10 protein-coding genes are annotated in these 14557 nt (G+C 70.3%); 3 read left to right on the top strand and 7 right to left on the bottom strand.

The genetic code is table 11. The features are described 5' to 3' along the window. From ACIRF8_RS08635 to ACIRF8_RS08605, 7 genes are all read right to left on the bottom strand, one after another. Window positions 1-2232, bottom strand: a complete 2232-nt coding sequence (locus ACIRF8_RS08635; RefSeq protein WP_404212395.1) for a DUF4157 domain-containing protein — start codon at window positions 2230-2232, stop codon at window positions 1-3. Further along, window positions 2226-4382 carry an ATP-binding protein gene (locus ACIRF8_RS08630; RefSeq protein ID WP_404212393.1) on the bottom strand — a complete coding sequence of 719 codons (2157 nt, stop codon included), beginning with the start codon at window positions 4380-4382 and terminating at the stop codon, window positions 2226-2228. Before ACIRF8_RS08630 ends, ACIRF8_RS08635 begins: the two co-directional genes overlap by 7 nt. Continuing rightward, window positions 4379-5218, bottom strand: coding sequence for a DUF4255 domain-containing protein (locus ACIRF8_RS08625; protein WP_404212391.1), 840 nt, complete (start codon window positions 5216-5218; stop codon window positions 4379-4381). The genes ACIRF8_RS08630 and ACIRF8_RS08625 overlap by 4 nt, the downstream gene beginning before the upstream one ends. A gap of 1131 nt (window positions 5219-6349) precedes the next feature. Next, entirely contained in the window at window positions 6350-7219 is an 870-nt protein-coding gene (locus ACIRF8_RS08620) for a hypothetical protein (RefSeq protein WP_404212389.1), read from the bottom strand. A gap of 2 nt (window positions 7220-7221) precedes the next feature. Next, window positions 7222-7722 (bottom strand): phage tail protein, encoded by a 501-nt coding sequence (locus tag ACIRF8_RS08615; protein ID WP_389908035.1) that lies wholly within the window; start codon window positions 7720-7722, stop codon window positions 7222-7224. A gap of 31 nt (window positions 7723-7753) precedes the next feature. Further along, the gene (locus tag ACIRF8_RS08610) at window positions 7754-9700 is read right to left on the bottom strand and encodes a phage tail sheath family protein (protein WP_404212386.1); all 1947 of its coding nucleotides are present in this window, start codon (window positions 9698-9700) and stop codon (window positions 7754-7756) included. Window positions 9701-9764: 64 nt separating this feature from the next. Then, window positions 9765-10028, bottom strand: coding sequence for a hypothetical protein (locus tag ACIRF8_RS08605; protein WP_404212384.1), 264 nt, complete (start codon window positions 10026-10028; stop codon window positions 9765-9767). Between the two features lie 602 nt (window positions 10029-10630). On the opposite strand from ACIRF8_RS08605, the gene ACIRF8_RS08600 reads away from it, so the two are divergent. The 3 genes from ACIRF8_RS08600 (at window position 10631) to ACIRF8_RS08590 (ending at window position 13813) form a co-directional block, all read left to right on the top strand. Continuing rightward, window positions 10631-11314: a BTAD domain-containing putative transcriptional regulator gene (locus tag ACIRF8_RS08600; protein WP_404212383.1), complete on the top strand. Its 684-nt coding sequence runs from the start codon at window positions 10631-10633 to the stop codon at window positions 11312-11314. A gap of 29 nt (window positions 11315-11343) precedes the next feature. Further along, window positions 11344-13161, top strand: a complete 1818-nt coding sequence (locus ACIRF8_RS08595; RefSeq protein WP_404212381.1) for a DUF4157 domain-containing protein — start codon at window positions 11344-11346, stop codon at window positions 13159-13161. Window positions 13162-13309: 148 nt separating this feature from the next. Beyond that, entirely contained in the window at window positions 13310-13813 is a 504-nt protein-coding gene (locus ACIRF8_RS08590) for a hypothetical protein (protein WP_404212379.1), read from the top strand. Window positions 13814-14557: the final 744 nt, after the last annotated feature.

Here is a 14557-nt window from a genome sequence, read left to right as displayed (position 1 = left end):
CTAGTCCTCCCCGCCCTTGCAGGTCAGTTCTCCGGTGGTGCAGTGGCCGTGCGGATAGGTGGTCAGGATCTGACGTACGTTCATGCGGCGCGGGCCGAGGGGCTCCACCCAGGCGAAGCACTGGAAGACGTGCAGGACGTCCGTGGGGGTGGAGTAGACCTTGTTCGGGTCGGCACCGCCCGGGTAGTAGCGGGTCACGCCGCCGTGCGCGAAGCGCAGCGCCGCCTCGAAGTTGTTGCCGCACCCGTTGGCGTCGATCAGCGCGGCGTACCACGGGTTGTCGGGGTGCCTGGTGCCGGACAGGCCGCCGCCGAAGGTCTCCTCGGCGTGCTCGGGGCTGCTGGGCCTGGCCCAGACGACGACGGCCGCGGTGCTGCCTGCCAGACCGACCTGGAGGAGCACCCCTTGCACGAAGCGCACGATGTCGATGCACTGCGCCCCGGTGGCCAGGTCGTCCGCCAGCTTCCACGCGTTGTCGAGCCGGACGAACAGGTTGTAGCTGTTCCAGCGCTTCATGACGCTCGACACCAGCGCGTGCGGGTCGAGGGAGCCCGCCTCACGGGCGGCTTCGCCGACGATCCGCGTCGACGTCCGCATGCGCCGGAGCGTGACCTCCGCCGGTGCGTGGGGCGGGCCGGCGGTGACGTACACGCTGTGCCGGGTCCGGGCGATCTCGCGCTTCCACTGCTGCCACTCCAGATCCCACACGATCTGCCGGTTCTCCAGCGAAGTGACGGTGCCGGGCAGCGCGGTGGTGCCGACGAGCGGCAGCATCTGGGCCGTGCCGCCGTGCAGGGTGCCGGAGAACTCGAAGTTCAGCGCGGGTTCGGTGCTGCGGCCGGTCAGCCGGACGGGCGCGGCCGGCGCGTTGAGCGGGGTGATGTCGAGGTTGACGTCGGCGCGGACGCCGGTGCTCATGGTCTGGCTGATCGGGCGGCTGTTCGCGAGCCCCTTGTCGGAGAACCACTCCGGTTCGCCGTACGCGTTGCCATCGCTCTCCCAGTCGTCCTCGTTGTTCTTCATCAGTCCGTGGTCGGACCGGAAGGTGACGGAGCTGAGGAGCGTGCCGGGGTGGCTGCCCTCCTCGGTCTGCCGGGTGCCGCCCGTGCCGAGGGCCCGGTCGTAGAGCGCGGTGAGCTCGGGTCGGCGGGCGTTCGGCAGATTGTCAAGGAGCCGGTCGTAGTCGATGGCGGCCATGGCGGTCGCGAGTTGGTTTCCCGAAAGCTGCTTCAGCAGGTCGAGGGCGACCACCGCGTCCTGGTCGGTGACGGCCCAGTCGAAGAGCCCGTACGAAAGGCGGTCCTCGATGGTCTCCAGCGTGGTGGCGGGCGGTTGCAGCCCCGCGACATCGGCGGCGAGCCGGTCGTACTCGGGGAGCCGCCCGTCGGGGAGGTTCTCCCGCAGCCGCCGCGCGTGGGTCGGGTCGTTGAAGAACACGGCCTGCTGGAGTCGGGCCAGTGACTTGAGGAGGTCCAGCGAACGGGTGGCGTCCTGGTCGGTGATGGCCCAGTCGAACAGCCCGTAGCCGAGGTAGTCCTCGATCTGGTCGAGTCCGGGGCTGATCGCCCGCTGTACGGTCCCGGCCGCCGGAGCCGCGCCACCGCGCTGCTGCACGACGTGGGTCAGTTCGTGGGCGAGCAGCCGGTGGTCGTGCTCGCTTTCGTTCTGCGCCAGGTGGATGTGGTGGCCGTAGGTGAAGGCGCGGGCCCGGATCCCGGCCGCGTACTGATGGGACGCGGTGTCGGTGTGTAGCTGTACGTGCGCGAAGTCCTGGCCGAAGCGGGGCTCCATGAACGCGCGGGACGCGGGCGTCAGCGGGCGCCCGCCGCTGGTGGGCGGGGAGGCCGTCGGCGTGCCGCCGTGCCCGGTCGGCAGCCGCTGGATGGCGGGGCGCGGGGCAGCGGGCGCGGGGCCGGAGGGTGCGGGGCCGGGGGTCGCGACGATCCGTTCGGCGACCCGTTCGGCCTCCTGCTCGTACCAATCGCCGGCGGGCCCGACGAGCGCGCTGGCCTGCACGGGACCGCAGCCGGAACAGCTTCCCGAGCAACCGCACCCCGAGGGGACGTCGTGCTCGCCGTCGCTGTCTTCGGCGAGGCGCTGGAGGTACTCGCTGCCGAGACTGCGCCGCAACGCTAGGTCGGTCGCGGCCCTCGCCCGGGGAGCCTGCGGTGGTGCGGGGCGCGGCCCGTACGTCTCCGTGGAGCGGGTGGTCCGGTGCGGCATCGTCAGCATGGCCCCACCCCTCCGGCGGCCCCGACGGGGTCACCGGCCGGGGCCGGCTCCGTCCAGAGCTTGCCGATCTTCTCGAACTCCCGCCGGACTCCCCGCAGGATGTGCCGCCGGCCGATGGGTCCGCAGTCGGCCGCGGCAACGAACGCCGCGTTCAGCACGATGTTCTTGATGCTGCCGCCGGCCACCGGGAACTCCCGGGCCAGCGCGGCGAAGTCGACGTCCGCCGCGACCGGCGCCTGCGGCGGGAAGAGCCCCTGCCAGATCCGCAGCCTGCTGTCGGCGTCGGGGAACGGGAACTCGATGATGAAGCGGACGCGGCGGGTGAACGCGTCGTCCAGGTTCTGCCGCAGGTTCGTCGCCAGCACCACCACGCCCTCGTACTCCTCCATCTTCTGCAGGAGGTAGCTCGTCTCGATGTTGGCGTACCGGTCGTGCGCGTCCGACACCTCGGTGCGCTTGCCGAACAGCGCGTCGGCCTCGTCGAAGAAGAGGATGGCGTTGCCGGTGCGCGCCTCGGTGAAGACGCGGGCCAGGTTCTTCTCGGTCTCGCCGATGTATTTGCTGACGACACCGGAGAGGTCCACGGCGTACAGGCCGAGCCCGAGGTCGTGCGCCAGCACCTCCGCCGCCATCGTCTTACCCGTTCCGGGGACCCCGCTGAACAGCACGCTCAGCCCTTTGCCGCGGTGGGTCTCACCGCCGAAGCCCCAACGGTCGTACACCTGGTGGCGGTGGCGGAGCTGGTCACGGACCTCCCGCAGTTGCTCCATCTGGTCGGTGGGCAGGACGAGGTCGTCCCAGCCGGCTCGGGGCCGCACCTCGACGGCCAGGTCGCCGAGCCGCCGACGGGACAACGCCCGGCAGGCGGCGGACAGGTCGGCCAGGGTCATGCCACGCGGCAGCGGCTCCATCAACCGCCGGTTGCGGGCGTACCGGATCGCGGCCCGCATCCCGCCGGGCGACAGGCGGAAGAGCGTCGCCAACTCGGCGGCCCACGCGCCCGGCTCGGCGGTGTACTCGGCGAGCAGCCGGCGCCACAGTGCAGTGCCGCGGGCCACGTCGGGCAGCGGCACGGGGACGGGCTGGAACAGGGCGCCGGCGAAGCTCTCCTCGCCATCCCAGGCCGATTCGCCGGTCAGGAACACCAGTTCACCGAAGTCGGCGACGGCCGTTGCCAAGGCCGCGCGCAGCGGTGCGGCGTCGTCGTGGCGGAGCGCGTCGGCGTGCGGCAGGTGGACGGCGGCCCGGCACAGCCGCGCCTCCCTCAGGTCGGTGCCGTACGCCGGCTGATCGCCGAGGCTGAGCAGCCCCATGCCCAGGTCGCGGCACGTACGGCGGGCCAGTTCGCGTTTGCCCGCGCCAGGTGGGCCGTACAGGTAGAACACCAGCGGGCGGGCGTTGCCGTCCTGTTTGAGGTGATGTTCGGCGAGGCGGCGCAGGCCCTGCGCGAGATCCGTGTCGGCGTCTTCGGCATCGATATCGCTTTCGGCGGCGTCCTCCGCGCGGTACAGCCGTGCGTCGGGGGCGTCCGCGTCCAGCAGGAAGCGGCAGATCCGCGGGTCCAGTGCCAGGAACTGGGCGAGGCCGGTGGACCCCGAGGGGCTCTGCGGGTCGTCGATCTTCCGCAGGATGCCGGTGCGTAGCAGCGGCGCCGTCTCCTGGAACGCGCCGAGAGCGGCCCAGCGCTGCCGTTCACCTGGGCAGAGCAGGTCGAGGACGAGATCGACGCTGGGGCGCTTGCGGGTGATGTCGTCCTGGAGGTAGGCGTACAGCCGGTCGTACTTGCGCCGCAGTTCCGGGCCGAGGCACACGGTGACGGCCCGCAGCTCCCACGGGCTCAACGCGAAGAGCGCACCGAGCGCGGGGAGCGCCAGCGTGACGCCGTTGGCGGCGCTGCGCTGCACGCGCGCGTCGATCTCCGCGTCCAGCCGGTCGAGTTCGGTGGCGGGGGAGGGCGGTTCCTGGGGTTGGTGGGTGAGCAGCCAGTCGACTTCCTGCCGGGTGATGTAGACGGTGCGGGCCGCCTGCTGCTGCGGGGCCGCCTCGTTCTGCAGGCTGACCGTCGCGAGACGGCGCTCGATCAGCAGGTCGAGGCGGCGCAACTCGTCGGCGAGATGCTCGCCGTTGTCCCGGTACGCGCGGTGGGTCATGGCGTGACCTCGAAAACGAACGTGCGGCGGAACAGGTGCGAGACGTCCACACGCACCTCGTAGAACCCGGCCTTCAGGCCCGCGGCGAGCGTCACCGTGAACGCGTCACCGCTCAGCGGCACCGCGGCCCCGACCGGCTCGCCACCGAGACGCACGTCGGCGAGCCACCCGGCCAGGTGCGTACCGGTGAACGTGAGCACCGAGCCCGCCCGCCCCGCGGCCGGCGACATGGCGGTGACCTCGGGCGGGCTGAGGGGCGCCCGTACATCGGGAATGCCGACCCGCCGTACCCGCTTCGGCAGCGGGCGGGCCGCGCCCGGCAGCCGGTCGAGCTGGACGGTGGACACCTGGTAGAGCACGGAGAGCCGGAACGGCTGGGCGAAGGTGCTCCAGATCCGGCTCAGCTCCTCGTGGTCCAGCGGCGCGATCGCGATCTGCAACCGCTCGCGGGCGTCGAGAAGACCGGGGTCGAGATAGGTGCGGGGGACGACCGGGTTCTCGTGGAAAACCCGCATGGCCTCTCCCACGCTCTGGTGCGCGGTCACGTTGCCGCTCAGCGGGTCGTTGGGCGCGTAGGGCGTCAGCAGGTAGAAGAGGTACAGGGACAGGGGGGCGTCGAGGAGCTGGTCGGTGGTGCCCGGCCGGAGTGCCCAGTCCTGGTTCTTGAGGTACGGATTCTCGGTGATCTTGTAGAGGAAGAGGTTGATGCGTCGGCCGCCCCCCGGCTCGTCAGGGGCGAGGACGGTCACGTCCATGGCCGGGGCGAGCCGCATCTCACCGACCAGGAGACTGCGCAGCGAGGCACTGACCATGCCGATCGCGGTCCCGGCGCTCACCGCAGGATCCTGCCGCGCAGCCGGGGGAGATGGCGCCGCACCCAGAAGGCGGCGATGCCGTCAGGGGACGGGGGCGGGGGGCTGGTGATGACGGGCGGGGCCGGCTGGAGGGGGCTGGAGGCCGGCGGTTCGGCAGTGGGTGCCGCCGCGGTCTCCTCCGGCCGCGGCATCCGCGCCGGGGGGCCGGGGCGGGGCGGGGTGACGCTGCGCAGTGGCTGGGTGGGGAGGGGCCGTAGGCGCGGGCGGCGGTCGGGAGGCGGCGGTGGGGGTGTGCCGCGGTGCTGGGCGGGGGTGGGTTCCGGGCCGGGACGCGCCGCCGGGCGCGCCGTCGAATGAGGCGTCGTCGGGTGGGGCGGTGCGGACGGGGGTATGGCGGGTTGCTCCCGCGGGGTGGTGCGGGCTTGTGGCGGAGTGGTGCGTACGGCCGGGGCGGGCGCCGACCGCGGGGCCGGTTGGTGCGGCGCGTGGCTCGGTACGCCGCTTGTGGTCGGTGCTGGTGCTGGGGCGTTGCCTGATGGGTGCTTCGGTGGGGCGCCTTCCTCTGGCGCGCGCTGTCGAGGGCGCTCCTGCCCGCCAGATGACCGTGACGGTGACGGAGGCGCTGACGGCATCGCCGTGATCCCCGGAAGCGTCACAGAAACCACGTCCGCCGCCTCGTCGTCACCTTTCCTTGGGGACGACACGGCAGTGGTCGGCGCCGGTTGGTTCTGCTCGTCCTCCTGGCCGTCGCTTACAGCCACGGGACGCGCGGTGGCTTGCGCGTCGGCTTTCGCGCCCATGTCTGTGCCCGCGCCCGCGCCGCTGCCCGTGGCCGTGTCGGCGTCTGCGTCTGCGTCTGCGTCGAAGGAGTCGTACTCGATCCGGGCCGGCAGCACATCCCCGCCAGCAGACCGCCCGTACGGCACCTCCGGACCACTCGGCATCCCGTACCCGATCCCCGAGCCCCCAGGCCCCCCGTACGGTTCCCCCGTGCCGTACCACGGCCGCAGGTACGCGAACCCGACGCCCGGCAGCGGCGGCACGAAGGTGACGCGCACCCCGGTGTCCTCAGGGAGCCCGAGCAGCGCGCGTACCCGGGCGCGATGCCGGAACGGCCGCCGCCCGTCGGCCAAGACACTCCGCAGGTAGCCCTCATGCGCCACTGTTGAGCACCTCGATCGCGTCGGCGAGCACCTCGATGTAGGTGCGCCGCTTGTCGCGGGTCAGCTCCATGATCTCGTGTTCGCTCCAGTGGTAGTGGTACGCCAGGTAGTGCACTTCGCGGTAGAGCAACCCGCTGTCGGTGCGCAGTTCGCCGAGGAAGAAGCGCTGGATGTCCAGCGGTGCGATGATCACCCGGCCGCAGTGGACGCACCGCGCCTCCATCGACTGCTCGACGGACGGGGCGAGTTCGTACATCCGCTGCTCGATCTCGGACCGGGCGGCAGCCGGCAGTTCGGCCATCCGCTGCTGGTCCGGCGGGTCGCCGTCCGGTCCCAGCCGCTGCACGCAGCGGGCCAGGAGCGAGGTCAGGGCCTCGGCCTCGTTGCTCGCGGACAGTTCCGCGAGCTCTTCCTGGTCGGCCCCGTTCGGCAGCCGGAAGGTGACCTCCAGGGGTTCGGCCGTCAGCGTCATCGTGTGGGACGGAGCCCGTCGGCGGGCCTCCTCCACCGGCACGTCGGCGAGCGAGAACTCCAAAGACACCCGCTCACCGCACTCCGCCCAGGGGCAGATGAGATGTGCGCGGACCGTGTCGCCGAAGCTCGCCCTGCGCAGGTGGAGCAGCAGGTACTGCCGGTCGGCGACCAGCAGCCCCCGGACCATCTCGGGCGGTACGGGCGAGACGCCGCCGAGTCGGCGCACGCAGCGACTGAGGACCTCGGTGACCAGCGCCGCGGGCCTCGGCGCACGCGCCTCGGCGAGCAGCTCTTCGTCGCGCCCGGTGAGCACCGCGAGCTCGAAGTCGCGGTGCAGCCGCCCCTCGGCGTCCCAGTAGCCGCCCGGCAGTACCCCCACGGACACCCCTACGTCTCCTTGGCCTCGGTCACCGAGGTGTCCCGCACCCAGCCCTCGTTCTCCAGCTTGACGGTGCTGATCATCACGGCGTTTCCGCTCGCGTCGAGCTGCGGCAGCGCCTGGTACTCCGAGACCCAGCAGCGGAAGATGTTGTACGCCAACACCTTCTGCCCCTGGTGGTTGTAGACCTCGATGCTGATGTCCTTGCGGAAGGACGCCAGGGACATCGCCGCGTCACCCTGAAAGTTGTTGACCTTGTTCGCCCACGCCTCGAAGGTCGTGTCGTGCGTGACACCGGCCTCCAGGGTGAGCGCGTCGTACTTCGTCTTGCCGGGGATCTGGTGCGGCCCGCTCGAATCCCCGCCCTCGTACCAGGGCGTGACTTCCGTGGTGCGTTTGAGTGCGCTGCACTTGCTCAAGCCGGCCACGTACTGGCCATCCACCTTGATCTTGAACTTGAACCCGAGGTACGGGTCGAACCGCGTCGCGTTGACGCTGAACTTGGGCATCGGGCGCTCTCCTTCCGCTGGCGGTCGTCACTCACCCGGACGCGAGGCCCGCCTTCTGGCTGATCTTCACGACGACGAACTCCGCCGGCTTCAGGGGCGCGAACCCCACCAGGACGTTCACCACCCCGTTGTCGATGTCGGTCTGCGTCGTCGTCTCGCCGTCGCACTTGACGAAGAATCCCTCCGCCGGCGTGGCACCTTGGAAGGCCCCCTGGCGGAAGAGTGTCGTCATGAACGAGCCAATGGTCAGCCGCAGTTGCGACCACAACGGCTCGTCGTTCGGTTCGAACACCGCCCACTGAATGCCGTTGTAGATACTGACCCGCAGCATGATCGCGGTACGGCGGACGGGCACGTAGCGCCACGCCGGGTCCGAGGTGATGGTGCGCGCGCCGAACACGACCACTCCCGCACCGGCGAAGCGCCTGATGACGTCCACGCCCAGCGGGTTGAGGTTGCCGTGCTGCACGTCGCCGAGCTCCGCGGCGAGCCCGGCCACGCCGTTGAGGCTCGCCTCCGTGCCGGCCGGCGCCTTCCACACGCCGCGGCTCGCGTCGATACGGGCGTACAGCCCCGCGACGAACCCCGAGGGCGGCAGCAGGACGGGCTCCCGGGACCGGCCGGTCGGATCCAGCGCCTTGACCCAGGGAAAGTACAGCGCACCGTACGAGTTGGCGACGGTGAGCTTGGTGCGGAAGGCGGCGGCCTCGTCGGCGGTGTCGTCGTGGGAGCCCGTCTCACCGATGTAGAACACGTCCTGGAGCGGCCGATTGGCGCAGTACGCCATGCCGAGGTCCAGCATCGACGTCGTCGCCTCGCCGGGGACGGCGAGGAGGCTGAAGTCCGTCACGTTGTCCAGTCGGGGGAAGCCTGAGCTGAACGTCGTCTCTGTCGCCGCGGCGACGCCGTCGCTGCCGAGCGTCACCGGCGCGATGACCGGAGCGGTCAGCGCCGCGTCGCCGATCTGCACGACGTCGGCTTTGGCGGGGCGCCGGACCGCCGCCCCGTCCTCGGACCGCCCGCCGTTGCCTGCGCCGAGTTTGAGCAGGCCGGTGGCGTCCGCGGTCGCCGTCGGCTGGACGCGTACGGACGAGGTGGCGAGGGTGGTGGTGCCGGACTGCAGGACGAACCGGGACTGCCCGGCCACGGTCTCCACGGCGCAGGTGAAGGCGGTGAAGGCGGTGGCGTCGGTGGACGTCTTCTTCCGGGTCAGGGCGCGCACCGCGGTCTGCACCGCCGTCGCCACGTCCGCCGGCACGGTCGAGGCGCCGACCGCCGCGGGCAGCGTGACCGCCTGGAACCCGTCGGCGTCCAGGTTGATCTGCAAGCCGAGGTTGCCGTTCAGCGGCAGGGTCGGTGCGAAGCCGCCCCGGTGGATGCCGCGCTGCACGCTGAGGTTGCCGGACAGCGGTTGGGCGCTGATGAGGGTGGAGTCCTGCGCCAGGACGCTGACCGCGTAGTTCGGGGCGGTCGGGTCGACGCTGAGATTGTCGAAGACCTCCAACGGGGCGGTGTCCTTGAAGTTGGCGGGCACGACCGCCGGGTCGGCCTGGCGCCGTACGCTGACCTTGAACTCGTTGCCCGGGTCGAGCGTTCCGTCCTCGATCTGGAGGAACAGCGTGTTGCCCCAGGAGCCCTTGCTCCGGGCCGAGAACGTCATACCTCCGGCGACCGGAGTGGCTCGGTTGTTGACGGTGACGGCGGCGGTCGCGGCGTCGGTGCGGGTGACGCGCACGACGTAACACTGCCGCCCGCCGTTGTTGAAGTACTGGAACACGCTGTGCGCGAGATATCCATCGTCCGTGTACGTCCCATACCGGCGCTGGAATTCCGTCCAATTCGTGATGCGGGTGGCTTCCTCGGGGCCCATCTCGGCAAAACCGACGAAGGCCGCCGTGGACGTGCTGGCGACGTCCAGCGGGCGCGTCCCGCCGGAAATCTCCTCGATGTAGACACCCGGATAAGTCAGAGTCGCCATGGTCGTCTCCTGTCGCCATACATCGACCCGGCGCATTCACGCTCATGGCCGATTCTGGGCTCCTTCAGCCGTCCTGTACCTCGGACCGCTTGGCGGCGGCCTTTCCCCTGCGACCCGGCGATTCGGCGGGCCCCGGGGCCGACTCGGGTTCCTGCGCGACCTCTTCGGTGGTTTGTGCCGGTACATCCTCGACCACGATCACCCGCTGCGCTCGCAGCTTCTCCACCTTGGCGCTGCCGGCGACCTCCGCGTCGGGCAGTTCCCGGGAGACCTCCCCGGGAGACAGCCGTACCGCGCTCCCCGAAGCCAGCTCCACCATGACTGGCACGGAGGGAAGGAGACTTCTGATCCTTACGGCCACGTCGACTCTCCTCGCTGCGGGTGTGCTCACGCCACGCCATGTCCCGCGGCGGCAGCGCAGGACCCACAACGCCAGCATCACCCTGCGCCGTCACCCGCGCGTCACCGCGGGCCGGTGCCCGACCCCGCGCCGCCCGCGGCGACGCCACGGTGACGAGGCGGCGACAGGGTGGCATCATGACGTCCGGAAGAGGCAGAACGGGAGTGTGCGTGGTCCGCATCCTGGTGCAGAGTCACGGAGCGCTGATCACGTTGCGGATCAACCCCGACATCGACAGATTCTCGATGGGTGCTGAATCATCTACCGCAGACGTCGAATCCGCCTTACAGACAATGCGGGAATTCTTGCAGTCTTTCCTCGCCGAAACACCCGGGAGTTGATACAACCAGCTTCCGGGCACCTGGCGGCTGAACGGCGACCCATCGCCTGATTTCTCCGACCGGTGCATTCCGGACGGGGGACTGATGGAACCAGCTTTTCCGAACCTCCTGACCTCTGGAAACATCGGCACACCACCTCCAGTGCTCCACCTGTTCGGCGAACTCCACGTAAGCGTGGGAACACGTCGGGTGGACATTCCGATGAGCTGCCGACGCCTGTTGGCCTTCGTCGCCCTGCGCCGCTTTCGGGTAGACCGGGCTTACGCCGCGGGCTCGTTGTGGCCGGTCAACGATGGAGACCGGGCTCACGGCAACCTGCGCTCAGCGCTGTGGCGGCTGAACCGCGTGGACGTCAACCTACTGTCGGCCGACAAGCACGGGCTGATCGTGCACGATGACGTGGTGGTCGATCTGCACGCGGTCAGCGCCTGGGCGACCCGCGTCATCGAACACACCGCGGCGCAGGATGAATTGCTTTCCGCGCCGCCCGGCTTGGAGGCGCTGGAGCTGCTGCCCGGCTGGTACGACGACTGGGCCCTGATGGAGCGCGAATGCGTCCGGCAGCGTCTCCTGCACGCCCTGGACTCGCAGAGTCAGCAGTTGCGGCTCATGGGCTGCCATGCGGAAGCTGTGGACGTCGCGATGACGGCGGTCAGCACCGAGCCGCTGCGCGAGAGCGCGCAACGCACACTCCTCCTGGCGCACCTGGCCGCCGGCAACTGGGTGGAGGGCCGGCGCGGCCTGGAGGTGTACGCGCGCCTCCTGGAGCGGGAGCTCGGAGTGGAGCCGGCGCCAGACCTCACGGACCTGTTGCGGGACGGCGGCGCGCGCAGCGGTGGCACAGGCGAGAGGGACGCCAGCCGGCAGGGATGATCCGCAACCCGGCCGCCGGAAGGGAAATCATGCTGACCACCGAGGAGCACCAGAGGCCGCTGCCCTACCGGGCGCCCGTGACGTGGGAGCGGTCCTCGGCGCCGGTGCCCGACGCGGGGAGCGGGGGCCCGACGCTTCGGCGCAGCCTCGGCAACGGCTATCTGCAACGTGCCGCCGCGCAGGGCCGGGGGACGGGCGACTGGGACGACGACGCCATGAGCCCCGCCGCGCCCTGTGGTTGCGGGGGCGGCTGCGCCGGCTGTGGGCGGATCGGGGCCGCGCAGCCCAAGCTGACCGTCGGGCCGGCTGGCGACGCGTACGAGCGCGAAGCCGATCGGATCGCCGAGCGCATCACCCAGTCGCCGGGTACGCAGGAGGGGACGCCCCTCGTGCGCCGGCGCGTGTCGACCGACGCGGGCGCGCCGGGCGACACCGCGGCGCCGACCACCGGTGGCCAACCGCTGTCGGCCGCCACCCGCGCGTTCATGGAGCCGCGCTTCGGCCACGACTTCGGCCGTGTACGCGTCCACACCGACGCAGGCGCCGCCGCGTCGGCACGTGCGGTGCACGCCGACGCGTACACCCTCGGCCACCATCTGGTCTTCGCCGCCGGACAATACGCGCCGGAAACCAGCCAGGGACAGCGGCTGCTGGCACACGAACTGACCCACGTGGTGCAGCAGACGGGCGGCACGGGCCCGGCCGTCCAGCGCAAGGTCACCGCGGACGGCGTCCAGGAAGCCCGGCCCCGTTACAGCTACTCCACGCACTGCGGATGGATCGACTGGGGCCACGTCCGGCCGGAGGCGGCCGAGCTTCTGATCAGCCAGGTGCGAGCGGCGTCCGCGGTGCTGAGCGCGAAAGAGGCCGGGCGCTCCGGGCAGCCCGGCCACCACGCAGTACGGCACGACGAGCCGGGAGTCGGCGTGTACGAGGACTGCCCGGGGCAGTACGCGCCCGGCGAGCGCACCGCTTCGGCTCACCCGCGGGCGCCGCTGTTCGAGCGCACGCAGTTCCCGAACCACGCGGAGACCGACCTGTACGGCTTCGAGGTCGGGCAGTCCGACGCCGCGCTGTTCGCGGGTGCCCTCTCTCCGATCGCCGCGGAACTCGCCGCCGACCCCCAGGCGTCGGGGGAGATCTACGGATTCTCGGACTGCGTGGGCGTGGAGCGCGCCAACGTGGACCTGCGGGCGGCCAGGGCGCTGGCGGTGCTCCGGATGTTCCCCGAGGAGCTGCAGAAGCGCTTCACGACGACGACGTTCGCCAGCGCGCAGCAGTACCTGGCGAGCAACACCCACGAGGAAGGGCGGCGTCGCAACCGCGCCGTCGCGATAAAAATACTCCGCCCGCTGCCCGCGGAGCACGTCGTCACCTCGCAGCGGAGCGCGACCCACGGGGTGACGGTCAACGCCGCGAGCGTGATGGCGAAGATCCTCCAACCGCTCACGCCCGACCAGGTGCTGCGCGTGTCCCTGGCGATCTTCATGGCCGTCTCCACCGTGTTCGAGGAGACGCAGGCCTCGACGGACTTCCTCACCGGCTCGTCGTTCTCCGAGGAGGACCTGCCGTCCAACCTCATCAGCTTTTACGTCGCCGCCAACCACCTGAGCTACCGGACGGACGTGGAAAAGATCTGCGACGTCTGGGACCCCACCCGTTCCCTGGCCGCGTTCCAGGGCTACACCTTCGGCCGGACGCGATACACCTTCAAACAGCCGCGGCTGCCGGCCGGCGGGGCCTGGCCGACGCAGTTCGACGCGATCCAGCCAGAACCGCCCGGCCGGCTGTGGCAGATAGGGCCCATGACGCTGATCGCGCCGGGGAGCGTGCAGTACGTGCCGTGAGGCGCGGGGCAACGAGGCGCCCGTGCAGTCGGACCTTCCCTCGGCTCTGCCTTTCGGCCATGCAGTGCAAGGAGCCCCGGTGCGCGGATAGGGAGCGCGGCGGAGCGCTCAAGCGACGACGCAGAGCACCTTTGGTAGGGAGGGCACAATGAGCGTCACAGGCGTCGTAAGCGTGGCCAGCGCCTTAGCGGCTGTTGTTGCGGTAGCGCTGTCCATTCGGCAGGCGCGACTGATGTCACGCCAGAGTCTTCTTCCAGTGGTCCTAGAAGCCTTTCGGGAGGCCCGCAGCCCCGAGTGGTTCGAGGCGCGGGACTTCATCTACGAGCGACTGGCCGCCGAATTCCCGCCCGACCTAGGCGTGTCACAGCAACCACCACAAGCCCGCGCAGCCCTCCGCAAAGTCGGCTTTCTCTTTGACAACTTCGGCCTGCTCATCGCCCACGGGGTGGTGCCGGAAGAACTCGTCACCGGATTCTTCGGATCTCTCGACGAGTTCTGGCACATCATGGAGCCATACATCCGCAAAGAAGCGGAACTCAGAGAGATGGATTACATGGTCTTCTTCGAGGATCTCGTCGTTCGCTCCCAGTCGCGCTCGGCTATGGACATTCGCGAGTCCCTCGGCCTCCGAACCACCATCGTCGGCTACTGACTTCTTCGGCTCGCTGTCCAGAGCGAACATGCCCGCGTACACATGAAGCTGCTGTGGGGACCCCAGCTCACGGAGCAGAGACGGGCCTCCTGGCGCATCCTGGATGCTGTGGTGGTCTCGGGTGGCGCTGTGCAGGTCTGAGGTGTGGAGCGGTTAGTACGGCCAACGTGTACGGCATCGGGCGGGGCACCCTGACCCCACTCTCGCGGCCAGCCTACGATCCGCGCGTGGCGCGGGTCGTTGTCAGCCGGGTCGCGTAGCGATCCGGGCCTGAGGATGTGCTGGGTTGCGTCAATGGTTCTCACTGCGACCGTACGCTGCGCGCCGGGCGAGTCTGGCATACCGTGGTTGTCGCGCAGCCGGTTTTGGTGGAAATTCAAGCTCGGGTCAGGGGAGGCAGGCGGGGCTTGTCTTCGCTGGGACAGCGGGCCGGGTCTGTGGCCTCAGCTTGGGGAGCGGGGAAATCGGGGTTTATTTTCGCCCAGATCAAATTGGCCTGGTGTCAAGGGATCTGACGGCCAGTTAGGTCAATCGGGAAGGAGGTAAACGGGGATCTTGCCCAGTAGCCAGCTTCAGGAATTCGCGGAGCGAATTTTTTGCAGGCCGAATTGCGGAGCAATTCGAGCCCCGGACAACGGAGTTGGCCGGCACTGGACGGCGGAGCCGGCCAGTGGGGCACGCGGAGCGTGGCCGTCTTTCCGCCACGTAGTGGCGGCGCGTCGTGTCTGCGGAGCAGACCGCGCG

Source organism: Streptomyces sp. NPDC102406 (genome assembly GCF_044765725.1).
Lineage (GTDB): Bacteria > Actinomycetota > Actinomycetes > Streptomycetales > Streptomycetaceae > Streptomyces.
The sequence above is the reverse complement of the archived record's forward strand: the minus strand, read 5'-3'. Positions and strand labels throughout refer to the sequence as shown.